This is a genomic window from Carboxylicivirga linearis (assembly GCF_018271995.1).
Classification (GTDB): domain Bacteria; phylum Bacteroidota; class Bacteroidia; order Bacteroidales; family Marinilabiliaceae; genus Carboxylicivirga; species Carboxylicivirga linearis.
The window spans coordinates 66632-92760 of the sequence record NZ_JAGUCO010000011.1 but is presented as its reverse complement, the minus strand read 5'-3'; the positions used below and the strand labels follow the sequence as shown (position 1 = coordinate 92760).

At 35.9% G+C, this 26129-nt stretch carries 21 protein-coding genes; 10 read left to right on the top strand and 11 right to left on the bottom strand.

All coding sequences use genetic code 11. The annotated features are described in order from the left end of the window. Positions 1 to 134: 134 nt before the first annotated feature. The 9 genes from KEM10_RS14380 to KEM10_RS14340 form a co-directional block, all read right to left on the bottom strand. Positions 135 to 1406 (bottom strand): FAD-dependent oxidoreductase, encoded by a 1272-nt coding sequence (locus KEM10_RS14380; protein ID WP_212216722.1) that lies wholly within the window; start codon positions 1404 to 1406, stop codon positions 135 to 137. Between the two features lie 4 nt (positions 1407 to 1410). Then, positions 1411 to 2721 carry a radical SAM/SPASM domain-containing protein gene (locus KEM10_RS14375; RefSeq protein ID WP_212216721.1) on the bottom strand — a complete coding sequence of 437 codons (1311 nt, stop codon included), beginning with the start codon at positions 2719 to 2721 and terminating at the stop codon, positions 1411 to 1413. Between the two features lie 272 nt (positions 2722 to 2993). Then, entirely contained in the window at positions 2994 to 3629 is a 636-nt protein-coding gene (locus KEM10_RS14370; RefSeq protein ID WP_212216720.1) for a methyltransferase domain-containing protein, read from the bottom strand. Between the two features lie 141 nt (positions 3630 to 3770). Beyond that, positions 3771 to 4199, bottom strand: coding sequence for a thioredoxin (trxA, locus tag KEM10_RS14365; RefSeq protein ID WP_212216719.1), 429 nt, complete (start codon positions 4197 to 4199; stop codon positions 3771 to 3773). Positions 4200 to 4204: 5 nt separating this feature from the next. Further along, positions 4205 to 4678 (bottom strand): DUF1847 domain-containing protein, encoded by a 474-nt coding sequence (locus tag KEM10_RS14360; protein ID WP_212216718.1) that lies wholly within the window; start codon positions 4676 to 4678, stop codon positions 4205 to 4207. A gap of 153 nt (positions 4679 to 4831) precedes the next feature. Then, positions 4832 to 6016 carry an NAD(P)/FAD-dependent oxidoreductase gene (locus KEM10_RS14355; protein ID WP_212216717.1) on the bottom strand — a complete coding sequence of 395 codons (1185 nt, stop codon included), beginning with the start codon at positions 6014 to 6016 and terminating at the stop codon, positions 4832 to 4834. A 215-nt stretch (positions 6017 to 6231) separates the two neighbouring features. Next, positions 6232 to 6948: a sulfite exporter TauE/SafE family protein gene (locus tag KEM10_RS14350; protein WP_212216716.1), complete on the bottom strand. Its 717-nt coding sequence runs from the start codon at positions 6946 to 6948 to the stop codon at positions 6232 to 6234. 2 nt (positions 6949 to 6950) lie between these two features. Continuing rightward, on the bottom strand, positions 6951 to 7874 hold the full coding sequence (locus KEM10_RS14345) for a YeiH family protein (RefSeq protein ID WP_212216715.1): 924 nt from the start codon (positions 7872 to 7874) through the stop codon (positions 6951 to 6953). Between the two features lie 71 nt (positions 7875 to 7945). Continuing rightward, positions 7946 to 8833 (bottom strand): LysR family transcriptional regulator, encoded by an 888-nt coding sequence (locus KEM10_RS14340; protein WP_212216714.1) that lies wholly within the window; start codon positions 8831 to 8833, stop codon positions 7946 to 7948. Positions 8834 to 9038: 205 nt separating this feature from the next. On the opposite strand from KEM10_RS14340, the gene KEM10_RS14335 reads away from it, so the two are divergent. Further along, positions 9039 to 9506: a magnesium-dependent phosphatase-1 gene (locus KEM10_RS14335; protein WP_212216713.1), complete on the top strand. Its 468-nt coding sequence runs from the start codon at positions 9039 to 9041 to the stop codon at positions 9504 to 9506. A gap of 11 nt (positions 9507 to 9517) precedes the next feature. Here KEM10_RS14335 and KEM10_RS14330 read toward each other — a convergent pair whose 3' ends face one another. Further along, positions 9518 to 10189, bottom strand: a complete 672-nt coding sequence (locus KEM10_RS14330) for a hypothetical protein (RefSeq protein ID WP_212216712.1) — start codon at positions 10187 to 10189, stop codon at positions 9518 to 9520. A 245-nt stretch (positions 10190 to 10434) separates the two neighbouring features. Here KEM10_RS14330 and KEM10_RS14325 point away from each other — a divergent pair, with 245 nt between their 5' ends. The 7 genes from KEM10_RS14325 to KEM10_RS14295 all read left to right on the top strand — a co-directional run bounded on the left by KEM10_RS14325 (position 10435) and on the right by KEM10_RS14295 (position 20154). Beyond that, the gene (locus KEM10_RS14325; protein ID WP_212216711.1) at positions 10435 to 12669 is read left to right on the top strand and encodes a helix-turn-helix domain-containing protein; all 2235 of its coding nucleotides are present in this window, start codon (positions 10435 to 10437) and stop codon (positions 12667 to 12669) included. Positions 12670 to 12775: 106 nt separating this feature from the next. Further along, complete coding sequence (locus KEM10_RS14320; protein WP_212216710.1) at positions 12776 to 14146, top strand: S41 family peptidase; 1371 nt, start codon at positions 12776 to 12778, stop codon at positions 14144 to 14146. A gap of 276 nt (positions 14147 to 14422) precedes the next feature. Further along, entirely contained in the window at positions 14423 to 16000 is a 1578-nt protein-coding gene (locus KEM10_RS14315) for a sensor histidine kinase (protein ID WP_212216709.1), read from the top strand. Positions 16001 to 16002: 2 nt separating this feature from the next. After that, entirely contained in the window at positions 16003 to 16638 is a 636-nt protein-coding gene (locus tag KEM10_RS14310; protein WP_212216708.1) for a response regulator transcription factor, read from the top strand. 95 nt (positions 16639 to 16733) lie between these two features. Continuing rightward, positions 16734 to 17159 carry a response regulator gene (locus KEM10_RS14305; protein ID WP_212216707.1) on the top strand — a complete coding sequence of 142 codons (426 nt, stop codon included), beginning with the start codon at positions 16734 to 16736 and terminating at the stop codon, positions 17157 to 17159. Positions 17160 to 17182: 23 nt separating this feature from the next. Then, the gene (locus KEM10_RS14300; RefSeq protein WP_212216706.1) at positions 17183 to 18289 is read left to right on the top strand and encodes a methyl-accepting chemotaxis protein; all 1107 of its coding nucleotides are present in this window, start codon (positions 17183 to 17185) and stop codon (positions 18287 to 18289) included. A gap of 200 nt (positions 18290 to 18489) precedes the next feature. Beyond that, a complete protein-coding gene (locus KEM10_RS14295) occupies positions 18490 to 20154 on the top strand; it encodes a calcineurin-like phosphoesterase C-terminal domain-containing protein (RefSeq protein WP_212216705.1) in 1665 nt (554 codons plus the stop codon). Between the two features lie 7 nt (positions 20155 to 20161). Here KEM10_RS14295 and KEM10_RS14290 read toward each other — a convergent pair whose 3' ends face one another. Next, a complete protein-coding gene (locus KEM10_RS14290; protein ID WP_262897931.1) occupies positions 20162 to 21295 on the bottom strand; it encodes an aldo/keto reductase in 1134 nt (377 codons plus the stop codon). Positions 21296 to 21495: 200 nt separating this feature from the next. Between KEM10_RS14290 and KEM10_RS14285 the strand changes: the two genes are divergently transcribed. Next, positions 21496 to 22437: a ketopantoate reductase family protein gene (locus KEM10_RS14285; protein WP_212216703.1), complete on the top strand. Its 942-nt coding sequence runs from the start codon at positions 21496 to 21498 to the stop codon at positions 22435 to 22437. Between the two features lie 94 nt (positions 22438 to 22531). Continuing rightward, the gene (locus KEM10_RS14280) at positions 22532 to 26101 is read left to right on the top strand and encodes an autotransporter-associated beta strand repeat-containing protein (RefSeq protein WP_212216702.1); all 3570 of its coding nucleotides are present in this window, start codon (positions 22532 to 22534) and stop codon (positions 26099 to 26101) included. The last annotated feature ends 28 nt before the right edge of the window (positions 26102 to 26129 follow it).

Below are 26129 nucleotides of genomic sequence, written 5' to 3'. Positions count from 1 at the left end.
TCTAGCTGATTAGCACAATTTAATGAAAAGGATTTAAAAAAGATAGTTTTGTCCTATTTAATTAGAGAGATAAAAAAATCCGCTTCTGACTTTTCAAAAGCGGATTTCTCTGATAAATGTAATTTATAAATAGTCTATACGTCCATTTCTCGCGTTACAGCAATGGCTGCTATGGTACCATCAGCAACAGCAGTGGTTATCTGACGATATTTTTTACTTCTTATATCACCTACGGCATATACACCCTCAAGACTGGTCATCATATCCTCATTGGTAGTGATGTATCCCCAGTCGTCGGTTGCCAAATCTCCATTCAGGAAGTCGGTGTTAGGCTTCATGCCCACAAAAATAAATACCCCATCTCCTTGTAGCGTGTTGGTTTCGCCTGTTTTAACATTTTCAGTCTTTACAAACATTTTATTACCGTTCTTCTCAAAGCCACGAGGTTCGGTATCAAATACAAAGTTGATTTTAGGATTGGCAAAAGCTTTCTCCTGAGCTTCTTTATTGGCCTGAAGCTTATCGAACTGGTGAATGATGGTTATCTTCTTGGCAAATTTCGATATGAAGTCAGCCTCTTCGATAGCTGTGTTTCCTCCGCCAACAACAATAACGTCTTTATCGTTAAAATACTTTGCGTCGCAGGTAGCACAGTACGAAATGCCGTTACCTTTCAGCTCTCTTTCGCCGGGTACATTCAAATATCGAGGTGAAGCACCTGTGGCAAGTATAATTTTTTTAGCATGAATGGTCTCATATTCGTCGACCACAATGGTTTTGTTTTGTAAATCAACCTTAGCCACATCAACAGCTACCTTATATTTGGTTCCGCAAATTTTGGTTTGCTCCGACATGTAGTGAGCCAGCATATAACCCGGCTGAGGATCAACAAAACCCGGGTAATTCGATATTTTATGTGTGGTTGAAATCTGCCCACCAGGTAGCTGAATATCAACCAAAGCCGCTTTTATACGAGCCTGACAAAGGTATAAACCAGCTGTAAGACCTGCAGGACCACCGCCTAAAATCAGCACATCATATTCCGATACTTTAGGCTCAATCTTACCCTTAATTTCGGCTACTTTTTCGTGATGAATCAGTGCATCCAAATTTTTAACAAGGTCAGATCGCTTGATTCCTCCTGTTAATTTATCACCCACCAGTTTACCATCTTCATAGAAGATAACAGTTGGTGAGCCGTTCACATCCAAACTTTCGGCAAGTTCTCTATTCTCTTGACGGAAGATTTTTACAAACTTAATTTCATCGCCATACAGATTTGAAAGATTTTCAAATTTAGGGGCAAGAGCTTCGCATGGAGGGCATTCGGTAGAGTAAAAATCAACTGCTACTTTACCGCCTTTAATTACCTCCTGATCAAATTCTTTTTGGGTAATTTCTTTCATCTGTTCAAATATTTATTTCTGAGTATAATCCTATTCCTAATTCCAATAACTCCTGAACGGGTCTGCAGTCGGGCGAATTGATTTTGCCAGATTGCGTTTTGGCTACAGCTGTACAGCCGCCTCCGCATGCCAATCGAACTGCACAATTGCTGCATTCGGTGATGGATAGAACATCACGTTCTTCCCATTCTTCAATTCTTTCTTCATCAAGTTTAACCTCGGGGTAAAAAGTTCCCAGTTCGTCACCATCGTTTCCAACAGTTGCTGTGCACGAGTATATTTTACCTGTGTAATCAAATGCCCATTCTGTTTTAGTGCCTGTACACGAATCGAACAAAGGATTAGGTAACTCACCGTTTTCGAAAATGAATTTGGCAATGGAGAAAGCTGGTTTATGAAATTCCAATACTTCCGGATTTTCTTTGATGATCTGATAAATCTCTTTATACATTTCTATACGCGAGAAAAGCCTTTTATTGTTGGTTTGGCAATGATGCAACTCGTAGTTGCGGCCCAAAGCCGTTTTAAACAATGGGCTCTTGGTCCAGCCCTTTTCAATGGCATATCTTGAGAACTCTGGCAGATTATGCACGTTTTCTTTATCGATGATCATACGCAGATTGACAGGAATATTATTCTGTAACAAGTCATCAATACCTTCCGCAATCCGATCAAAACTGCCTTTGCCACCGCGTAACATTCGGCGTGCATCATGCACTTTCTGAGTTCCGTCAACTGTTACCTGAATTTCACGGATGCTACCTTTTTTCAGTACATCAATAAAATCAATCAGGTTATATCCGTTGGTAACAACAGCAATGTCCAAACCTCGCTTATTGGCTTCGCTGATGATGCGTTCAATACTTTCTTTTTTAGCTGAGTTATTCAGTAGAGGTTCACCTCCAAAAATGGTGATGTACTTTCTACGGTCTGCAAATTGACGATCAACATAGTTGAAAAAAGCATCAATTACTTCGTGTTTAACTGCTTCGTTGGGATTGGTATATTCATCCTGAAAACAATACGAGCAGTTGAAGTTACAGGCGTACCATGGTGTGAAGAAAAGCTGTACTTCGTCTTCGTCACGGTCGTCGATAAAATCGAGATATTTGCTTTTGAAGAGCTGTTCTTCCTTTTGCAAATCAACCAGATAACCTTTCTCGATGAATTCGTTTAAGTTGTCGCCTGTTTTATTTTTAAAGGCTTCAGCCTCCTGAGGCTCCAGAATATCGGCATTGCCCGAAAGGGGGTTAACGATAAAGTAATTGTCGGAGTCGGCAATTTTGGAAAATATATTGTGTTTGGAGAATTCCATTTTTGATAATTTGGTTAAACAGGACCGACCTGAAGAACAAGTCGGTCCCGATTAAATTAGTCGTGACAACCGGCAACTATTTTCGAGTTTTTAGCACAACATTGTGCAACTTTGTTGTCACTTTTCTTAGCTTTCTTAACTAATGACTTCATGTTTATTATTATTTAGAAATTAAGAATTCTTGTTTGTTACTGAAATCAATCAGTTCTATAAATAGAAAGAGTTTAATATTGTAAATCAGTCTAAACTCTACTATTCTAACGGTCTAAAATTTAACCGCAGCACTTTTTGCGTCCGGCAATGGTAAAGCTCACCACTTCAATCTGTCCTTTCGGATAGGGTTTTGACTCTTCGATAATCTCAATGTCAACAAACCCAACCTTTTGTAAAGTTTCCAGATAATCGTCTTTAGTAGTAGCACCTGCCCAGCATTCAGCAACCGCTTGCGGATCGTTTCGGTACTCTTCGGGTACTTCAATTGTTGAGTAAATATCGCTCACCACAAAACGACCACTGTTTTTTAATATTCGTTCTACTTCGCTCCAAACCTTAAATTTATCTTTGGCGTGATTAATGGTGCAGTTTGAAATTATTAAATCAACGGTAGACGAATCAACTTTTATATCTTCTAATTCTGATTTACGAAACTCAGCATTAGTGACACCCAGCTTAGCCGCATTTTTCTCAGCCTTTTTAAGCATGCCCCCCGACACATCAATGCCGATTGCCAAACCATATTCACCTACTTCCTGAGCCAGACGAATAACATCGGTTCCACGTCCGCTGCCTAAATCAACACAAACTTCACCTGGTTTAGCTTTTGAATATTCAATGGCTGATCCACATGAAAGGCAACAATTTCCTTCAGCCAGTTCTGAATATCTGATTTCAATTTTCTGGGTATTCATATGAATATTTTTAAAATGTTCTGATTAACAAGAAATGCTAATAATTGCAGTGTAACGATCGTTGTAATTTACAATATTCTTTCTTCAAATAATAAGAATAGAACCGTTTCTGCATAATTAATAATGCTTTTAAATAGATAACTAAGCTGATTGTTGGTGCTTCTCAATTTCTTTCAATAAAAACTTATGCGTTTTAATGCCCACAAAGCGGTCAACCTCTTTTCCATCTTTAAATAAAATAAGGGTTGGGATGTTTCTAACCTTGTATTTGGCAGCTATTGGCTGATGATTATCTACATTTACTTTGGCTACTTTAGAGCCATTTTCCAACGATTCAGCAACGTCGTTCAAAACTGGTGACATCATTTTACATGGTCCGCACCAGGGAGCCCAAAAATCAACCAACGTAACTCCGGATCTGATCTGAGTTTTAAAATTCTTATTGTCCAAAATTCTAATCTTTGAACTAGCGGGTGTGTCAGGCATATTTTTCATTTTTTTATAGTTGATTGCCACGTAAACAATCAATGCCAAAACAACAATACCGATGATTATTAAGGTTGTACTCATTATTTTTATTTTTCAGTGTTTAATGCAGCTAATGGATGATGTTTTAGCTTGCGGTCTTTTACAACTAATGGCGTTACCGGAACTTTTGATTTAGCATTGAAAATCATATCATGGCCTACACAAAGTCCCATCATAATGTTGAGTTCTGTTTTGTTTTGATGCAGAAAATCAGCCTGACCAGCAGGATTACACGATGTGCCTTTGTAACCTGGAACCAAAGCATCAAACTTTACTTTTCCCAGCTTGCAATTTGCTTTAGCAACCTCTAGGTTGTTTAAAGTAAGAACTTGTTCCAAGGCATGAGCCTGCTTTTCAAAAGCAATGCAATTGGCAATTCCCACTTTCTTAATCCCTGCCTCGTGGCAATAAGCAATTATTTCACTTACTCTGTCAATTTTTGGATTCAGCGAGTCTTCTGCAATCTTCAGAATTGATTTATCCTTTTCGTTGTAAAGTTTTATATAATCTTGATTTTCCATTCAACCGATTTAATCTTTCTTTTGACGTAAATTCCACCTCACCTTGAGATAAAATGTTGTTTAATTCATATCTGCCTCTCTGTATCTGGAATCTTTAAAGGGATCAACCCTCATAGTAAGCCCCTTTAGGGGTTTGGGGTGATATGTCATTTCTTACATTCCCGGAATGCGAGGAATAAGTTTCAGTTTAGATTTCTTAAAATAAAATCCCCAGGCTTTTTTCAACCAATGCCCAACAATGGGCAGCATTATCATAGTTTCTTTTTTATTGGTTCTTGAAACGTAAGCAGCGCCATCACCTGAGTCCATTACACAAATAATGCTGATTTTATCGGTGTATGTTTTTGATTTACCTGTTCCTAAAATCTGTTGATGTACATTATAAGCTGCTACATCAGCCATTATTTCTGCCATGTGTCCTTGTTTGGCAGCCCATTTAGGTCCAATCATGTCTGCAGAATCGCCAATAGCATAAATGTTTTCGTATCCTTCTACCTGACAGGTTGGGTGTGTTTTTACAAATCCCGATTCAGTCAACGGTAGATCTGCATTCTGAAGAACAGAATGGCCTGATCCACCTGCTATAAAAATGATTAGATCGCTTTCGAGCTTCTTATCGCCTTCAAACAATATCTCACCTTGATTAAAACCAAGAATTTTTTTGCCAACATGTTGGTTGACCTTATATCGTTTAAAAAACTTGCTAAGATTCCCATAAGCTTTGGTACCCATTTTTTTACCCGGCTCAGCCATCGGGGCAAAAAAGTTCAGCTCAAAAGAATCCAATAATCCTTTTTTCTTTAGGTAAGTGCTGATATTAAACAGCAATTCAAAGGCAGGTCCACCTCTAACAACGGTTCCTTTGGGATCTTTGGGGTTACCACCAAAGCCGATCGCAATTTTTCCACTGCCGCGTTGAACCAGTTTTTCAAGCTCATCCTTAATATCAAGTGCTTGCTCAGGAGCCCCACAAATAGATAAAGTGTTTTCGATGCCTTTGGCTTTTACCTTATGCATACCTAAAGCAATAAACAGATAATCGTAGGTAATTTCACTGTTCTGCAGTTGAACTCTATTATTTTTCGGATCAATATGAACAACAGAATCGATGATTAGTCCAAATCCATGTTTCTTCTGAAGCTTGTCGAGTTTAACAGAGCTGTCGTCAAAACTAATACCTTTAACGGGAATCCATATGGAAATAGGATACACAAAAAAGTAATCGCGGTTTGATACCAGTGTTACTCTATAACCTTTTTCTCTGAGTTTAATGGCTGCCTCAACACCTGCAATTCCTCCACCTAATACTACAAAATGTTTATCTGCTTCTGGTTTCATAATCTTTTTTTAACAAAAGGTACAACCGAATTTTTATCAATTCCACCGTCGGAGTGGATGAAATAAAATTGTTGAAGCAAAAATATTGCTTGTCTTTTTGCTAAACGAAAAATGTCAATAGGCAGATAGTGGTCGACAGGGTATAATATGACAGTACAAAAACTGTCATATTATAGCTCCTATACGAGGAAGGTTAAAAATGAATAGTTTACGTGCTACTTAATCAATAGAAAAATGCTGACCATAATGGTGATATACAGACTTATTTTCTTAAATAAAGCAGCAGGTAATATTTGGTTTAAATGTTTTCCTACTACTGTTCCCAATAGCAGGATAGGTATTATATATAATGTTGTTAACAGCATTTGATTCGTTATCATACCCAAATGATAATATCCAATAATGGCTATGAAAGCCGATACAATATTAAACCATGAGAAGATCTCACGAAACTCGCGATTACTTACATTAGCCATGTTTAAGAATAATGCCAAAGGCGGACCGCTAACCGAGATACTGCCTGTGAGATATCCGATAAATGCTCCTGCCACCTTGTACCATTTCTTCGAAATATCAAAAGTCATACTTCGGTTGAGCAGGGTGATGATTGATAAGAGGATAAAGAATACTCCCAAAAACTTAACTAGGAAACCTTCAGATATTGCTTTTAATGTGATGACTCCTAAAATGGTGAAGATACCTCCGTATATAATTAAGGTTCTGAATTTTTTGTTTACCAGTTTTTTCTCCTTCTTCTGAAGAACAATCAGAATGGACGAAATCAGATTACACATCATTAATATCGGAATTAGTTCTTTAGGCGAATACCAAATCATCAACAAAGGCAATGAAATCAATGCAAAACCAAAGCCTGTGATACCTTTTATCAGACTAGCTAATAGTATAACCAAAAAACCTCCGATATTAAGCATAATTATGAAGTTAAGATTAAGAATGAACCAACACCAATAATACACCAAAGAGCAATGCCCAAAATAAAACTGCGTGAACCCGATTGTTTTATGCTTTTAACAGAAAAGCCAGAACCTATTAAAAAAAGTGCCACTACAATTCCTCGTCTACCCAACCAGTTTAAATGAGTGTACGTTTCACTCATGGATGGAAATAGATTAGCAATTGCAATGGCTAGGGCGAACAATACTATAAACCATGGGAAGGTAATTTTTCTACTGCCCTCTTTTTTATTAAATAATGCAATAACTACAGATAATGGAATAATCCATAATGCTCTAATTAGTTTTACGGTGGTTGCTATTTGTAAGGCTTCAGAACCATATGCGGCTCCGGCACCTGTTACAGAACTCGTATCATGAATGGCAATGGCTGCCCAATTGCCAAAGGTTTCCTGACTTAGATTAAAATAATGCCCTATTGAAGGAAATATTAATAAGGCAACAGCATTAAGAATAAATATAACAATCAAAGCCATTGAGCTTTCATTTTCTTCACTGTTTAAAACGGGAGAAATAGCTGCAATAGCACTTCCGCCACATATAGCTGTACCAGCTGAGATCAGTATAGCAGTTTTACTCTTAACTTTTAATAAGCGACCTAAAAGCAGCCCGCTTGTCATTACCACAACAACTGAAATAGCTGTTTCGATAAAGCCGTTTTTTGATGCTTTAATTACCTCAGATAAGCTCATTCCAAACCCCATCAATACAATTGAATATTGTAAAACTGATGATGTGTATTTTTTTACTTTTTCGAGTTTGATGCCTAATGCCGACAATGCTATACCTGACAACAATGCCAATGCTGGTGACATTATTGGGGTGAAGCATAGTATTATAATTAATAGAATTAGTGGACGACTATATTTTTTTACATCAGCCATAAGCTAAATTTTGAAACAAAAATAGCTCGAGTGTATAATTAAAACAAATAGTAAATATTTATAGTCTATAATTAAAAGTTATACTGAAGAAGATGATTCATAAATAATTCTACTAAATGAGTAGGTTGTCCCTGGTGCAGAGCAAACCTTAGATGACGAGGAATATCAAAGCCTTTCACTGATAACTGAACCAGTTGATTCAGATATATTTCAGTTGTTACGGCTTTGTCGGATAGAACAGCAATGCCGTCAAAATCTTTTAAAAAATTTTTAATTGCTTCGGTACTCCCAAGGTGAATCAAAGTATTCAAATGCTCGATACTTACACCGTTATTTTGCAAGGCTTTCTTAATTACATCTAATGTTCCCGATCCTTTTTCACGAAGAACAAGCGGGATTTCTTGAAAATCAGCTAACGAAATGTTTTTTTGCTTGGCATAAATACTGTCTGAGCCTGTTACCACAATCAGTTCATCATTCATAAAAGGAAGGTATTTGATACTTGATTGCGATGAACCATTTTCTACCAATGCCATATCAATTTCATTTTTTAATAATAGTTGCTCCATTTCAAAGGAGTTGCCATTTGTCAAGTAGAGTTCAATTTGTGGGTATCGCTTATGAAAACTGGCCATGGCTTTTGGAAGAAGATATTGCGAAATGGTTGAACTAGCTCCCACTTTTAATTCTCCTAAAAATGTATCGTTAATTCTGCCAATCTCAAATTCCAGTTCGCGGTACTGCTGTTCAACTTTTTTCAGATGGCTATAAGTGAGTTTTCCAGCCTCAGTAAGGTAAATCTTATTTCCTTTTCTATCGAATAAAGTAATGTTGAGTTTGCGTTCCAACTCTTTAATATGCTTGGTGATAGCGGGCTGGCTGATGAATAATTCATCGGCAGCTTTTGAAAAGCTCAGGTTTTCAGCAACGCTTATAAATACTTTATCGCGATAATCCATACATGTTAGTTCGTTAGTTGTTTAGTCAGTAGGCAGTAGTTGATGTGCATCTTAATTAAATAATACAGTATTACTTTTTTGAAAAAGTAAAGATAGAGTCTTTGGGTATTATACAAAAAAAACACAGAGCATTTGATAGTTGAAGAATATCTATTGTCTAATAATCTATAAGTCTAAGTTTCTATAAAAACTTTATTTTTGCCTTATGGATAAATTAGTTGTTTTTGATTTGGATTTTACCCTTTGGGATGCAGGTGGAACCTGGTGCGATTGTACGAATCCGCCATATAAAAGAGTCAATAATCATGTGGTCGATTCATATGGATCTGAGATTGTTTTGTATCCCGATGTAAGATCAATTTTGGATGATTTAAAAGAGCGAAATATTACAATGGCTTTGGCATCCCGAACAAGTTCTCCTTCGTGGGCCAGGCAACTTCTTAAACTATTAGATATTGAAAATTATTTCACCTATCAGGAGATTTATCCAAGTAGTAAGATTGCCCATTTTAATCAATTACAAAAAGACAGTGGTATACCTTTTGAAAGGATGGTGTTTTTTGATGATGAGATGCGCAATATTCATGATGTTGGCTCACTGGGAGTGCAAGCCGTTTTAGTGGATGATGGGGTAAGCACAGTTATTGTCAACGATGCATTAATCCAACTATAACAACTATAAAGTTAATAAGTTACCTTTTTCAATTTATTCATAGCCTTATTGACTTTAAATTTATCAGGATTATTAAAAATCAGCTCACGAAGGTCAAGACGAACATCAAATAATTTTCGTTGCGCACTAATTGCCACATCAACCATTTTTATAAGCTCATCTTTAGTAGTGTAATAACCTGTGAGTTTCTTGTTCGACGGTGATCTTAGTAACATTACCTTGCTCTTGTATTTGTTGTAATCATCAATCATCGATGTTATTTCATTTTTTATATCTTCATCGTTTGACTTGAATTTCTTTTCTAGCTTCACCCAATAGTCGTGGTTTTTTTCAGTTTGTTTATCCTGAAACTTTTTAAATTTCTTAAAACCTTTAATGGATTCTTGGATTATAAGATTCCATTCTTCCTCTTTGATATTTTGCTTGGTTTTGGTGTAAGTATCTATTTCTGTTAATAGTACATCTTTTTTAAAATCGAGGTATTCTTGTATTACGACTTCAATACTATCTCTGGAAATATTTTCATCTTTTTCCAGTTTATGAATGGTTTTATTGTACTTTTTTTCAGCCTTAGTGAAAGTCTTTACATTCGATTTAGTTTCTTTATGATCTGTCAGTACCTTGTCAAGGCGTTCTTTATCTTGTATGATATGTTTAGCATGTTTCTCAAATTTGGGAAACATTAAAGGGTTGTTAGAACCTCCGAAAATTAATTGAAAAAGTAAGATCCAAATCATTGATGTTCTATTTTGTTAGGTTGTGCAAGATAGTTAAAATGTGTATCCCCCAATATCCTTTAGTAAAGATAAATGATACATTATAATGATAAAGGGGATGAATTAATTATTAAGTGTTATTAAAACCAATTATTAGATTTATGGATGTGCAAATTTTATCATTCGTATAAAATGATGACCTTTGCCAAACAATGGAAGAGAAAAAGACAATTGAATATAATCCGATAGCTGAATTAACCAAGCGCTACATCAATAATACCAATCGTTGCATTTTTTTAACAGGTAAAGCAGGTACAGGTAAAACAACCTTGCTACGCGAGATCACTGCAAATACCCACAAAAATACTATTGTGGCTGCACCAACCGGAATTGCTGCGATTAATGCTGGAGGAGTAACATTGCATTCATTGTTTCAGTTGCCATATGGTGCTTTTGTTCCAGATAATAATATTGGTTTTTCAGGGGGAACAAGTACTCAAATAAATACACCTAAAAGTTTATTAGGGAAGACAAAACTTCATCAGGTAAAGCGAAATATGCTTAAAGAGCTGGAGCTGTTAATTATTGATGAGGTAAGTATGCTACGAGCCGATTTGTTGGATGCCATTGATACTATTTTACGATCAGTACGAAGGCAACGCGACATGGCTTTTGGCGGTGTTCAGGTGCTTTTTATAGGTGATTTATTGCAGCTTCCACCTGTTGTAAAAGATGATGAATGGAATTATTTATCCAACTATTATAAAGGGTACTATTTCTTTCATTCCCTGGCTTTAAAGCAGCAATCTCCCATTGTTATTCAGTTGGAGAAGATTTATCGTCAATCGGATGCTGATTTTGTGAGTTTGCTTAATAACCTGCGCGATAATAAAATTACCAAGGCAGATGTTGAGTTGTTGAATAAATGTTATCGACCCGGTTTTGATTATTTGAGCGATAAAGGAAACATCTTTTTAACCACGCATAACTATAAGGCTGATGATATCAATCGCAGAGCATTGGCTGAGTTATCTGGCGAGTCGTTTTTCTTTCATGCTGAGGTAACGGGGGATTTTAACGAGTATAATTATCCGATAGAAGAAAAGCTGGTGCTGAAAAAAGGTGCCCAGGTAATGTTTGTAAAGAACGATTACTCGGGCGAACAGCGTTATTTCAACGGTAAGATTGGTTCGATAAGTGCTTTGGATGATGATCTGATTGAGGTGAGTTTCCCAGATGGATCACCATCTGCAATCGTTGAGCCGTATGGTTGGGAAAATAAACGTTTTTCGCTGAATGCCGAAACGGGTGATATTGAAGAAAAGGTGATTGGAACCTTTACGCATTACCCATTAAAACTGGCATGGGCTATAACGGTTCATAAAAGTCAGGGCTTGACCTTTAATAAAGCAGTTATTGATGTTTCGCAGGCTTTTGCACCAGGTCAGATTTATGTGGCTTTATCGCGACTGACAGGTTTGGAAGGATTAACACTAACGGCTCCTTTGCCAACTCAAGGCTTATCATGCGATCAGCAGGTAACTGAATTTACAAGCCATATTCAGCCTGTTGGTACTCTCGAAAGTGAGTTAGAGTCGGCTACCATCCAATATGTTTCAGAAGCGGCGTTGGATGCATTTGATTTTGCCTGGCTGAATAGTGGATTGGCTTTCCATGCCGATTCGTATGACAAGGATGCGAAACGATCAGCAAAGCAGCAATATCAGAAATGGGCTGAAGACTTACTGCAGGAGTTTTTACCTCTTCGTAAGGTCAGCGATCAGTTTAAATTACAGATCCGTAAGATTGTTTTTGAGAATAAGGAAGATATGTTGCAACATCTGTATAAAAGAGTGGGAGATGCCAAATCATATTTTGAGCCTCAGTTAACGGCTTTATCACAAAAGGTAAAAGATCATGTTGAGGATTTAAAAGGAACCAAAGGGTTAAAGAAATATTTGAAAGAACTGGATGAAGTAGATCGATTATTTGCCCGTCAGTTACAACATATTTTTAAAGCTGAGATTCTTTTAAAATCAGCCATTGAAAAAACAGAGGTTAACAAAGACTCATTAAAAGATATGCCTTTGTTTGAATCAACACAAAGTCGATCGAAGAAAACAGTAGGAAAAAAAGCCAAAGAAGAAAAGCCAAAGAAAATACCAACAAAGGAAATCACTTACGCCTTATATAAAGACGGAAAAACCATAAAAGAGATAGCCGAAGAACGTGGCTTTGTTGTTTCAACTATTGAAAGTCATTTGGCTCATTATGTACAGATTGGGGAAATTGATGTGTTTGATTTAGTAAGTGAAAAAGTAGTGAAGAAAATAACTAAATACTGCCAAGACAATGAAATGCCTTTATTAAATGAAATTAAACAGGCAATGGGGGCAAAAATAAGTTATGGCGATATAAAGCTGGTGCTGGCTCATTTAAGCCAATAATTGCTATTGTTATTTGTTCTCAATATTTTTCTGTAATTCTTTATTTTTCTATTAAGTGTCTATATTTACGGCACCTTAAGTTATTAGAAAAATATTGAATCCAATTATGAAGAATCTGCTTACGCTGTTAGTTATTTTATTTTCGTCAATTGCCTATGGGCAAATAAATTATCAATACTTTTTAAAAGCGGAAGTAGAATCAGATCTGGATTATCTTGCCGAAAAAGTTAGTGCTATTCACCCCATAATGTTGGATCAAGAGAAAAGTAACTGGTGGCAGAACCAAGTGGCAGAATTAAAAAGCAGTTTGCCCGACAGTCTTACAAAGAATGATTGTTATTTATTATTTTCAAGGTTAATAGCTAATATTGAAGACGGACATACTGGCATTCAAATACCGTTTGATCAACGAAAAGAATATTCCCAGTCAGGAGGATTATCATTTCCATTTTTGGTAAGCATTGAAGATGGTTCATTATTTATAGATTACTACCTGGGTAATGATAGCACTTTGTTTGAAGGCGGAGAGGAAATATTGCAGATAAATGGTGAAGATGTGAAGGATATGATTTCTGAAATGGAAAGTTTGTTTGGAGATGCTTCTTCCCATATTCGACAAAATCAGGTAGCTTATTATTTCCGATTTCTGACTTGGATCGTTTACGGTTGGGAAGCAAATTACGATATGTTGATTACTGACAGATCTCATCCCCTAAAAAGAGTGCAAGTTGATGGGATCTCAAGTACTGAATTTCTTAAAAGTGTAAAAAGAAGCTCATCTAAAAAATATCAACAGTTTGATTTAACCATTGATGAATCAAAATCAACTGCTTTGATGAAGATTAAATTCTTTGGTGATCTTGATGAATTCTGCACTTTTGCTGATACTTCATTCTCTTTAATAGGTAAACAGAATATCCAAAACCTAATAATAGATGTACGTGAAAATGGTGGTGGAAGAAGTGTTGTTGTCGACTCTTTAATGAATTATCTAACAGATCAGAGCTATGCTCAATATCAATTAATAGAAACCAGGATAAGTAGAGATCTGCTTGAATATTATAAAACAAAGTATCCTGAAACGTATGAGCAGATAAAAAGTACCCCGATTGACAGTCTTCAGTTATTACCTGTTCAGATAAAGCTTCCTCCACCCAAAAATAATCGATTTAAAGGCAACCTATATGTTTTAACAGATAAAGGTACATACAGTGCCGCAGCAACATTTGCAGGTGTTATTAAAGAGTGGGGCCTGGGTGCTTTAATTGGTGAAGAAACGGGAGGAACCATTGAATACTATGGCGATTATTGGATGCATCAAACACCTGTAATGAATCTATCGTTTTATATTTCTCCTAAAAAGTTCACTCAGTTTGGAGGTGTTGATGTTAATAAGGGAGTAAAACCCGATTATGAGCTTAATGATAAGTCTGATATGATTTTGAAATTCACCTTTGACTTAATTTCTAATATCTAGTGTTTTAACTTGTTTAAATGCAAGGAAAAATATTACTTAAAGCTGATAAGCATAGTGTTCTTTCTTACAGGAATATATACTTATTATCAAAATGTCTAAAAAGTGGATTTCAATCACTAAACTGTAAGGAAGCACTACATTTGAATCAAATAGTATAATTAAATACTAATATAATATACCTAACTTTGCTTTTAACCATTACGGCCTTATTAATAATGATTTAAGGATTATATAAATCGTTATAACTTTTTAATATAAGATATAAGGGGAATATCTATGCTTAAAAATTACTTTACATTTCCAAAGGGGTTTGCAGATTCGCTTGAAGAAATAAAAAGCTCGATAATTAACCATGCCTGGATTGGATTGGCGGTTTTTTTTATACCAATTATGATATATGATATAGCCTTATTTTGGTCAGGGCTATCAGTTGTTGCTGGTTTGAAAATGGGTTTTATTGTTTTAACTGCATCAATGGCTCTGTGGGGTAGATATGTTCTAATAAACCTTAGAGTTGTTTCTTTTTTAGTTGTTTTATATCTTATCATTGTTTCAGGTGTTTATCAATTTGGTTTTTATAGCAATTCCAGTCTTTTTATTATAGCTTACATATGCGTTTCTTTTTTCTATCTTAGATTACACTGGTTTATCTTTTCTGTTCTTTTAATCAGTTCAAGTTATTTAGTTTTAATGTACTTATTTGTGAATGGAATACTTGAAATTAGTTTAAATAGAGATTTTTTTTCGAACAATATTATCAATTGGATTATTGATTTAATGATTGTTTTTCTAATTTCTTATGTGTCTCTCATCTCAATTTTTAAGGTTTTTAAAGCATATAATATAGAATTGATGAATCACATTAACAGCGAAAAGAGGATAAAACACACCTTAGAATTCATGCCTGTTCCAGTTTCAACCTTCAATAAAAAAAGAGAAGTAACTATGGTGAATAGAGCATATGAGGACTATTTTGGTTTAAAGTTGGAAGACACGCCAACAGTGAAAGCCTGGTTGAATAAAACATATTTAGATGAGGAAGAACGAAAACAAAAATTGATAGAGGTCAAGAATATTGTAGAAACATTTGATCCTTTAAAATCTAATATAATTGATTACCATGTTACCACAGGAAAAGGTTTAAAAAAATATGTGCGAGTATACCATACTTTAACGGAAAATGAAGTGATTTGTACTTTTATAGATCAGACAGAAAGGCTCAAAAAACGACAAGAAATAATTGAAAGTACTTTACGTACAGAGAAAAAGGAAAAAGAACGAATAGGAAGAGAATTACACGATGGATTAGGACCTCTCTTAACTACTGCAAAAATTTATGCACATAGTCTTAGAGATGAAGAGGAAGTTAATGAAGAATATCTTAAACGGTTAGATGAATTACTGGAAAATGCACTAAACGAACTGCGGTTATTAATTAATAATGAGAGTCCTCATTTATTACAACAATATGGATTAGAGAAAGCTGTCCGATCTTTTCTGCAAAATATCAAAGATATTTCTGATATTAGTGTAAGCTTGAATGCAACACCATTAAAGTTTCAAAAAGATATTGTAGAATTTGCTTTGTATAGGGCTATCCTTGAGTTGATTAATAATACGTTGAAATATAGTAAAGCCAATGAATTAACGATTCGTATTGAACAAGTAAGAGAACGGATTAATGTAATGTATTCCGACAATGGAATTGGATTTGATTTTGAAGAAGGTATTACTAAGGGAAACGGCCTAATAAATATACAAAACAGAATTAATAATGTAGGTGGAACTATAAAATATATTACATCTCCGGGCAATGGTGTTCAAGTAATTATTCAAATGGAAGAAAATCAATAAATATGATTCGTATTTTACTGGTAGAAGATCATTCTATTGTAAGGGAAGGTATTCGGTTAATTATAAATAAGATAGGTGATTTTGTTATAGTTGGGGAATATGCCAATGGCTTGGAATGGATAAATAACTTAGATAAAGTGCAGGCCGACGTAGTACTATGCGATATTGATATGCCAGAACTAAATGGTATTGAAGCTACAAAGCAAGCATTGGCAGACCAGCCTCAACTTAAAGTAATAATGTTGTCAATGCATCCCGAAAGTGATTATTATTATGATGCTTTGCTAGCCGGAGCCAAAGGGTTTATTCTAAAACAGTCTTCTTCTTCTGATTTAGAAAAAGGGATTAGAAAAGTATTCAATGATCAAACATTCTTTTCTGAAGAACTATTATACAGGGCTGTTATAGATAAGGAAACAATCAGAGAAAAAAATCAGAAGATAGAATTATCCGATGATGAACGAAAGCTACTGGGCAACATTTGTAAAGGATATTCAAATAAACAACTTGCCGATAAAATGTTTGTCAGTGTAAAAGCTATTGAGAAGCAAAAGAGTAAGTTAATGCGTAAAACGGATACCAATAATAATGCTGGTTTAATTGTGTGGGCAGTTAAAAATAAAGTAGTAAATATTTAAGATTAGGGTTTTCCCTACCTGTAAACTAGGGTGATTTTCCTGGATAATTAGCGTTCTCCTTCCAACAAACGTTTTTGCCTGTCGTTAAAGCTAATATGATAGGGGAAAGACAATTTAATATTATTATTGCAGATGATCATCAGGACTTTATTGAAGGGATTAAAGTTTTATTATTAAAGCATAAAAGTTTTAAACTAATTGGAGAAGCTAACAGTGGAAAAGAGCTACTGGAGCATCCACAATTGTATAGGGCAGATATTGCTATTATTGATATAAATATGCCTGATTTAAATGGTATTGATGTTGGTAAACAGATAAATTTCATCAGCCCAAAAGTAAAGTTAGTTGCTGTTTCTTTGTATAACGATCAGGTATATCTAAATGATCTAATAAGCTCTGGATTCAGGGGGTTTGTGAGTAAGATTCATATTGCCAATCAATTAGGAGTGGTTTTGGGTAAGGTTGTTCAATCACAATTTGCTTTTCCTCAAGAAATCAAACTAACTGCCTCAAGAAAATAAAAACTAATTATAGTATTTGAGATATGAATGAGTTTATAAAGCAAGGCTTGGTTGCTTTAGCAACAATGCCGGTTGCATACCTGTTATTAAAATTGATTTTTCGAAAATCAATAATGTTTACTTTTAGTTTATACATTGTAATCTTCATTTTATTTGTAAGCTATACTTCTTATTTTAAATCTTCAGTGGAAGGATGGCAGTCGTTAATGATAACATTATTAAATGTTGCAGTAGGATTTTTTGTTTTCAGTTACCTTAATAAAATACTGCGTAAACCATTGGATGAAGCCATCGAACAAGCCAATGAATTGGCTAAAGGAGAGTTAAATATTCAAATAGAACAGAGTAAGAAGAAGAATGAATTGGGGATACTTACCAACTCATTATTTAATCTAAAAACTCAATTACTTAATATTATTTCCGATACCAATAAGAGTATGACTAAATTTGAAGATCTTGCTTATCAGTTACGAAAAGTATCGGAAAATGTATCGTCAGGCATTAATGAGCAAGCATCCTCCCTGGAGGAAATCTCATCAACAATGGAAGAGATGGCCAGTAATATTGCCAATAACAATGTAAATTCTCAACGTGCTTCAAAGTATGCATCCGAAACTCAGCAAGAAATAAAGGATGTACATGACGCAGCTTCAAAAAGTTTACACGCAGTAACTTCCATTACCGAACAAATAAATATGATTTCTGATATTGCACTGCAAACGAATATACTATCTTTAAATGCGGCAGTGGAGGCGGCCAATGCCGGTGTCAGTGGTAAAGGATTTTCAGTGGTGGCTGCAGAGGTGCGTAAACTAGCGGAAAAGAGTAAAGAGGTAGCTTCTTCCATCTCTAATGAGGCAGAAAATAGTCTGCAGATGACAAGGTATGCCGGAGAAAGGTTTAGTGATGTTTTACCAAAAATACAGAAATCAACTGATTCAATTCAGGAAATATCATCTGCTAATATGCAGCAAAATGCAGGTGTGGAACAAATAAATGAGGTAATGCAGACTTTATCTCAAAAAGCTCAGGGTGCCTTAATGGTTTCTGATCAAATGCTAAACAACTCTTCGGATATTGAATCAGAGATGCAAAAATTAAGAAATACAATTTCCTATTTTAAAGTATAGCTTTTAAAGTAATGGGCATTAGTTAGGTGTTGAAGGTTGAGTCTTATCATTATAAGCTTGACCTTTCTTTGTATCTGGAAAGAAGGGATGATTCTTTACACATTAGTAATTGAGGGATAAATAAAACAATATTAAACCAAAGTTTAACGATATGTGTTTCAAATTGTGTAAGTTGCATTATGAACTTTAATCCTGAAAAAATGAAATACCTGATTCTTACTTTATCCTTTTTATTTGCAGTATTTAGTAGTAAAGCCATAATAGGAGATGAGGCTATAAGGCTTAATGGTAGTAATGACGAATATCAAAAAGCTAAAGGCTATGTTTTTCATGATGAGAACAAAAACGGAGTAATAGATAAAAACGAGAAAGGAATTGAAGGTGTTTTAATTTCTAATGGTGTTGATATTGTTAAAACCAATAAAAAAGGAAAATACGAAATCTCAGTTTCCAATGATGCAGTTATATTCATCATTAAACCTGACGGATGGATGACTCCTTTAAATCAACAAAATTTACCCCAATTTTATTATTTGTACAAACCATCGGGATCGCCAAGTGATTATAAATATGCTGGAATCAAACCCACAGGTGATTTGCCCTATCAGATTAATTTCCCCTTATATAAAGTTGACAGTTCGGATGAATTTAAATTATTGGTTTTTGGCGATACGCAACCTTATAGCATTGAGCAGATTGATTTTCTTGCTGAAGATATAATAACGGAATTGGTCGATAACGATGAGGCCTTGTTTGGAATAACCATGGGAGATATTGTGGGTGATGATCTAAGCTTGTTCACTCCTTTAAATCAGGCTGTCGCTCAAATTGGAATTCCATGGTATAATGTTACCGGTAACCACGATGTTAATTATATGTCGCCAGATGATATGCAATCTAATGATACCTATAAAAGTATCTACGGACCTTCAACCTATGCATTTATATATGGCAAAGTGCATTTTATTGTACTGGATGACATTCTTCATCACGAAGAAGCCGGTTCAACAAAATACGAAGGCGGCTTGAGAAATGATCAGTTACAGTTTGTTGAGAACTATTTAAATACCGTACCAAAGGATGAAATAGTTGTTCTTAATATGCATATTCCATTGGCTATTGATGATAGTAGTTTTCGAAAAGATGATCAGAAAAAGCTATTCGATCTGCTGAAAGATTTCCCAAATACACTTTCGTTATCAGCTCATACTCATATGCAGGAGAATCGTTTTTTTCATAAGGAAAATACCGATTGGCAACAAGCCGTTCCTCATCATCATTTTAATGTGGGTACTTCGTGCGGTAGCTGGTGGTGCGGTTTGCGAAATGAAACAGATATTCCACATACGATGATGCGTGATGGCACGCCTAATGGATATGCATTTATTTCTTTTAATGGTGCCGATTATAAAATTGATTGGAAAGTTGCAGGAAGTTCTAAAGATCATCAGATGAATATTCATGTGCCACGTGGAATATTGGCGGGTTCGTCAGATACGACTTTACTTACGGTTAATTTCTTTAACGGATGTGAGAATTCGAAACTACAATACCGGATAAAGGGACAGACAGACTGGAAAGAAATGACAAAAGTTGTAAAGTTTGATCCTTATTATGAAAAGATAGCTCAAAGGTGGAAGAATTTCAAAAAGATTAAACTGGATGAAGTTTGGCTGGCAGATTCAACTCTTACCGTTCAGGATTTTCCCGGAATGCCGTTAATGGGGCCTGCCAAATCAACACATATTTGGGAGGCAAATATAGGAAGCGATTTTCCGGTAGGCAGATATATGATTGAAGTGAAGGCTGAAGACAGATATGGAAGAACTTTTACAGCCTTTCATACCATGCGGGTGGCAGAGTAACAATAAGTTACTTTGCCAGTGTTATTTTTTTAGGATTGAGTAAATTAAACTCAACAGGAGGCTGATATAACGTTTTGTGTACCTCTGTAAGCATTTCGCGAAGAGGTAGATCCGATGGAACTTTTGAAAAATCAATTTTATCAATTGCTTCAGGAGTGGCAAATACTCCCGGAACCCAATGATTAGGTGTTTTTAATTCTTTATAACGGTATTTGGCAAAATCAAGCAAATCATAGCATTTCCATAGTTTACGCCAATGCAATAACAAAGGAATATCCATATCCGAAGGATCCTCTTCTAAATGCCAGGAGTCAATGGCTGCATAAGGATCATCATGAACCATCTGATCAAGTTTATATTTTGCCTTTTGATCATTATCATTTAAAGGAATAGAGCTTGGGAATATGCCTTTCATCTCTTCGAAATGCGCCATTTCAGTCATGCCAAAAGATAAGGTGTGTATGGCAGGATTACTTAAGCAAAAACGGGCATTCCATTGAATGGGTGTGGCATGAGGAATGGCTTTCTTTATTTTTTCGGGAGCTTTATAGAGTTGTCCACCCTTATCGTTAGGCGAAATAATAAAAACGCCCATATCTTTTTTCTGAGCCAGCTTAACAGCGGCTTCGTTTCGTTGATAAAAATAATAATAGTGCAGATTTACAAATTCAAACAAATCGGTATTTATAGCATTCTGTATAACACCTAACGGACCATGTGTACTAAAACCAACATGCTGAATAATCCCTTCTTCTTTCATCTTAAGCAGTTCTTCAACAGGGCCGCCTGTTTTGCATGACGCCTGAACCAGCTCGTCTGTGTTAATCCCATGCCATGCATAAAAGTCGAAGTAATCGGTTTTAAGAGTTTTTAGTTGTTCCTCAACCAGCTTACGTGTTTCTTCAGCCGTTTGGGGATTACCTTTTGTCATAAGGTGATAAGACGATCGGTCAATTTTTAATTCATCATTTAAAGTACGACCAAAAACGGTCTCACTTTTAATATATCCGTAAGCAGTTTCGAAATGATTAATGCCGTTTTTAATGGCTAAATCAACTAAGTTATTGCAATGGTCTTGTGTTTCGTGTGGTATTTCTTGTCTGGGATTATCCCAAACCTTCTTAAACCGCATACCACCCATTGTTATTGCACTAATTTTTTTGTTGGTCTTCCCGAATCGTCTGTACTCCATTATATCTTCTACTCCTTACTTATTAATTGCAAAACTAATTGAAAGTTCAACAAAAGGACAAGTTGATGGTTCATGATTTTATAAAAATGTAAATAAACAGTTTCTATATTCTTAAACTCCATTAATTTTGAATGGCAAATGAGATAGACATGCACATAGCAATAATAGGAACCGGTGGTGTAGGAGGTTATTTTGGAGCTAAACTGGCCCAAGCCGGCAATCAGGTAACTTTTTTAGCTCGTGGTGAGCATTTAAAAGCCATCAAAGAAAATGGATTGATGGTTAAAAGCATCCATGGCGATTTTCATGTAAAAGAAGTTGCAGCAACCGATGCTATTCTTGAAATAGATTCTCCTGATTTGGTTATAACAGCCGTAAAAGCCTGGCAAATAAAAGAAGTGCGTGAAGATATTAATAAGATTCTACATCCTGGCAGTATGGTTTTACCGTTGCAAAATGGAGTAATGGCAGCAGAAGAGCTTAGTGAAGTAATTAATCCATCGCATGTTTTGAACGGTTTGTGTCGTATTATTAGTAAAATTGATGGCCCGGGTGTAATTAATCATTTTGGTGTAAAGCCTGAAATTGTTTTTGGTGAGTTGAATAAAACCGAAACGAAACGAACAGCAGCATTGACTCAATTATTTGATGATGCTGGTATTACTAATAAAGCATCTCGGGATATTGAAGTCGATTTATGGAAGAAGTTTATATCTATCTGCGTGAGTGCTTTGTTAGCTGTAACAAAAACTACCTATGGTGAAATACGCGAGATAAAAGAAACTCGTCAAATGATGATTGATCTCTTAAATGAGATTTATGATTTGTCGAAGAAAAAAGGTGTGAATATCAAGTCTGATTTTATTGATAAAACAATAGCCTTCTTAGATTCTTTTCCATACAATTCAACTTCATCATTAACGCGTGATGTTTGGGAAGGTCGTCCTTCTGAAATAGAGTATCAAAACGGTACAGTAGTTAAGTTGGCTAAGAAGTTGGGGGTAGATGTTCCGATTAACCGATTTGTATATAACTGTGTCTTGCCTATGGAATTAAAGGCGCGAGGAAAGAAATTGTCAAAGCCTAATTAGTACAAATTTCCATGTATTTGGAAAATTAGCAGTAGTCATAAAATAGAGAATGGTGTATGTTTGATTTTATAAAATCAGCTAACACAAATTCTCAATGAAAAAATTCTACTTACTGTTCCTGCTTTTGCAGGTTACTTTTCTTACTTCACATTCTAATGCTCAACAATTAGCTTTTCCCGGAGCCGAAGGTTTTGGTAAATATGCTGTTGGTGGCCGAAATGGATCCGTTTATCATGTAACCAATTTAAATGATTCAGGTACAGGATCATTGCGTGATGCCATGAGCCAGAGTAACCGTATTATTGTTTTTGATGTTGCGGGTGTTATTAAAATTAATTCAACACTATCGGCTAAATCCAATTTATATATTGCAGGACAAACTGCTCCCGGGGAAGGAATTACTGTTTATGGAAACAGAGTTACTTTTTCAGGAGCTGATAATAGTATTTGCAGGTATATGAAATTCCGCATGGGCGAAAAGTACGGTGATAGCGGTAAAGATGCTGTTGGTATTGCCAATGGTTCTAATATGATATTTGACCACTGTTCCGTTTCGTGGGGACGCGACGAAACATTCTCAATCAACTGGGATGGAAAAGGTACAGAGCCCAACAACATAACAATCCAAAACTGTATTGTTGCACAAGGTTTGATGAGTCATTCGGCAGGAGGCTTAATCCAAACTAATGGAGGTGTAACTTTGTATCGAAATCTATATGTTGATAATGACACCCGAAATTGTAAAATAAAAGGAGTTAATCAGTATGCCAATAATATGGTGTATAACTGGAGGAGTGCTGCATATATTATGGGAGGTGATTCCGAAGGACACTCATATGCCAATTGTGTGAGTAATTATTTTATAAAAGGGCCTAACGATGGCGATGTTCCATTGAGTGGGGCTAATTCAAATTTTCATATTTATGCCGATGATAATTGGTATGATGGAGATAAGGATGGAAGTTTAAATGGTGCTTTAGTTCCTTATTCTGATTATTTCGGAGGACCCGATTTTCAGAACGAACGATATGATTACCCAGTATTGCCGATCATCAGCTCACAAGAAGTGTACGGCTCATTATTACCTGATGTAGGAGCTTCATTGCCTTGTCGCGACTTTATAGATTATTATCTTATAAATGAAGTTGAATCACTGGGTGAGGAAGGGAAAATTATTACATCAGAAGAAGAACTGCCATTTGGAGCGCCAGAAGTTTGGTCGTTATGGGCAGGCAATAATCCTGTAGATACCGATGGTGACGGAATACCCGATTGGTGGGAAGAGGCTAATGGCTTAAATGCTAATCTGGCAACCGATGCAATGGAAATTGCTGAAAATGGTTATGCCAATATCGAAAATTACATCAATAGCATTGATGTATCTAATACACAGGGTTATCTTCGTCAGCCATTAAACCTGCGTTTGGCTGAATCAACTCAAAACACTCTTACGCTGAGGTGGTACGATTATACCGAGCAGGAAGATGGTTATATTATTGAACGTAAGGTTGATGGTGTATTTACACAAATAGGCACAACCGGAGTAAATGAAGATACTTTTGTAGTGGAAGGGTTGGAGCCAGAGGAGGAAGGTGAGTACCGGGTGAAAGCCTTTAATTCAGAAATAGAATCGGAATATTCTGTGGTTCTTATATGTAAAACAAAGCCTGTACCGGTTGATGTTGTTGATTTGGATGCTTTCGAACCAGATATGAACTGGACTGCCGGTGAAGATCAAAATTGGAATTCTACATCATTAAACTGGATGAGTTCTACTAATCCAGTTAGTTTTACAAACGATAGCAAAGTATTGTTTGGTACTCAGTCCGAATCGCAATCTATTAATATTACCGAAGAAGTACATCCATCAATAGTTGTAGTGAGTGCTGAAAGTGATTATTCGTTTTCGGGCAGTGCAATTGGAGGCGCCACTTCCGTTAATAAAGCAGGTACCGGAACTCTGTCTTTAAATAGTTCAAATACCTATACCGGAGCAACTGTAATTCATGATGGAGTAATGGAAATTAGTAGCCTGGCTAATGGTGGAGTGGCCAGTTCAATTGGCGCATCTCAAAACTACGATTTTAACTGGGTTTGGCTTGGCGGAGAAATCAGATATACCGGATCATCAGTTAGTACCGATCGGAATGTTGCATTGGATGGTTTAACAAGTTTTTCGGTAAATAATAACAGTACGTCTGTAACACTTAATGGTAGTTTAGCAGGACAAGGAGGTTTGACAAAAACAGGTGATGGTACTTTGGTTCTAACTAATCAAAATCCATATGCTGGTCAGACAGTAGTTTCAGGAGGAATACTTGAATTAAATGGTATGACAGCCTTAACGAATACAGCTGGAATGGGAACTTCAGGAACCGTTGTTTTGAATGGTGGAAGATTAAAACTTTGGGGTGGCGAGAGTGCCAACTACGAGACCTATAATTTCAATATGGAAGTAGCAGCTGGAACTACAAGCTATTTTCAAATGGATAGAACATGTTACTTAAAAGGAGCAGTTAGTGGCGAAGGAACATTAAATTATGATATTTACTACGTTCGTGAATATATACAGGGAGACTGGTCTCAATTTAGTGGTACCCTATATGCAAATGGAGTAGGAAGTACCAGCGATGGTACTCAGTTTATGCTAAATAATACCAATGGAATACCCAATGGAGTTTTAGTAACTACCGGATCAACCAAAGTTATATGTTGGAAAAATGCCAGTACAATGCGTCTGGGTGGTTTATCAGGTGACTCTGGTACAAAGCTATGTGGAGCCGATAAGCAAAATAATGCATCAACCATGAAATGGATTGTTGGTGGTGCCGGAACAGATGAAACTTTTAATGGAGTGATTAATAACGAATGCTCCAATGAAAGGTATAATGGTACTACAACCATTGTTAAGGAGGGCACAGGTGTTTGGCGATTAACAGGATACAATACCTATAAAGGAACAACTACTATTACTGATGGTAAGCTAATTGTAAATGGCACGCATACATCAACAGCCAACACTGTAGTTGAAGGAGGTACATTGGCGGGTAAAGGTCGTTTGTACGGAAAAGTCTATGTTAGAGAAGGAGCTGGGTTAGAACCCGGAGATGATGATGTTAGTGCTTTTTCGGTAGGTGGGTTAAACCTGAATAGTGGAAGTATCATTACAATGGATATAAACTCTGTTGCAAAAAGTAAGGATTTGATTAATAGTTCGGGAGCCATTACTTATGGAGGAACTTTAATCGTAAACTTAACCGGAGAACTGAAAGCCGGTAACTCAATAACTCTGTTTTCAGGATCCAGTCATAGTGGAAACTTTGACGAGATAATCCCTGCTTCTCCCGGAGAAGGATTGGAATGGTATTTTGAAGATGGGGTATTACACGTTACGGCATCAACAGGAATTAATAATACTGACTTATCAGAAATTGAGGTTTATCCAAACCCTGTATCAGACAATCTACATATTGATTTAAATGACGAATACGATGTAGTTGAAGTAAAGATTAATACAATGTCGGGTAGAGAGGTTTTGAGTTCAAAACATAAAAAGGTGAATGAGATATCATTGCCAGTAAGTCATTTGAAGGCAGGATTTTATTTGATGGAATTAACGTTGAATGAAAATGAGTATAAGGCCTTTAAAATTCTTAAAGAGTAAACAATAATTCATCGATAAAAAAGAGCCA

Coding starts and splice junctions, on each gene's coding strand:
- KEM10_RS14380 (WP_212216722.1), bottom strand. CDS start 1,406: ATGAAAGAAATTACCCAAAAAGAATTTGATCAGGAGGTAATTAAAGGC.
- KEM10_RS14375 (WP_212216721.1), bottom strand. CDS start 2,721: ATGGAATTCTCCAAACACAATATATTTTCCAAAATTGCCGACTCCGAC.
- KEM10_RS14370 (WP_212216720.1), bottom strand. CDS start 3,629: ATGAATACCCAGAAAATTGAAATCAGATATTCAGAACTGGCTGAAGGA.
- trxA (WP_212216719.1), bottom strand. CDS start 4,199: ATGAGTACAACCTTAATAATCATCGGTATTGTTGTTTTGGCATTGATT.
- KEM10_RS14360 (WP_212216718.1), bottom strand. CDS start 4,678: ATGGAAAATCAAGATTATATAAAACTTTACAACGAAAAGGATAAATCA.
- KEM10_RS14355 (WP_212216717.1), bottom strand. CDS start 6,016: ATGAAACCAGAAGCAGATAAACATTTTGTAGTATTAGGTGGAGGAATT.
- KEM10_RS14350 (WP_212216716.1), bottom strand. CDS start 6,948: ATGCTTAATATCGGAGGTTTTTTGGTTATACTATTAGCTAGTCTGATA.
- KEM10_RS14345 (WP_212216715.1), bottom strand. CDS start 7,874: ATGGCTGATGTAAAAAAATATAGTCGTCCACTAATTCTATTAATTATA.
- KEM10_RS14340 (WP_212216714.1), bottom strand. CDS start 8,833: ATGGATTATCGCGATAAAGTATTTATAAGCGTTGCTGAAAACCTGAGC.
- KEM10_RS14335 (WP_212216713.1), top strand. CDS start 9,039: ATGGATAAATTAGTTGTTTTTGATTTGGATTTTACCCTTTGGGATGCA.
- KEM10_RS14330 (WP_212216712.1), bottom strand. CDS start 10,189: ATGTTTCCCAAATTTGAGAAACATGCTAAACATATCATACAAGATAAA.
- KEM10_RS14325 (WP_212216711.1), top strand. CDS start 10,435: ATGGAAGAGAAAAAGACAATTGAATATAATCCGATAGCTGAATTAACC.
- KEM10_RS14320 (WP_212216710.1), top strand. CDS start 12,776: ATGAAGAATCTGCTTACGCTGTTAGTTATTTTATTTTCGTCAATTGCC.
- KEM10_RS14315 (WP_212216709.1), top strand. CDS start 14,423: ATGCTTAAAAATTACTTTACATTTCCAAAGGGGTTTGCAGATTCGCTT.
- KEM10_RS14310 (WP_212216708.1), top strand. CDS start 16,003: ATGATTCGTATTTTACTGGTAGAAGATCATTCTATTGTAAGGGAAGGT.
- KEM10_RS14305 (WP_212216707.1), top strand. CDS start 16,734: ATGATAGGGGAAAGACAATTTAATATTATTATTGCAGATGATCATCAG.
- KEM10_RS14300 (WP_212216706.1), top strand. CDS start 17,183: ATGAATGAGTTTATAAAGCAAGGCTTGGTTGCTTTAGCAACAATGCCG.
- KEM10_RS14295 (WP_212216705.1), top strand. CDS start 18,490: ATGAAATACCTGATTCTTACTTTATCCTTTTTATTTGCAGTATTTAGT.
- KEM10_RS14290 (WP_262897931.1), bottom strand. CDS start 21,295: ATGGGTGGTATGCGGTTTAAGAAGGTTTGGGATAATCCCAGACAAGAA.
- KEM10_RS14285 (WP_212216703.1), top strand. CDS start 21,496: ATGCACATAGCAATAATAGGAACCGGTGGTGTAGGAGGTTATTTTGGA.
- KEM10_RS14280 (WP_212216702.1), top strand. CDS start 22,532: ATGAAAAAATTCTACTTACTGTTCCTGCTTTTGCAGGTTACTTTTCTT.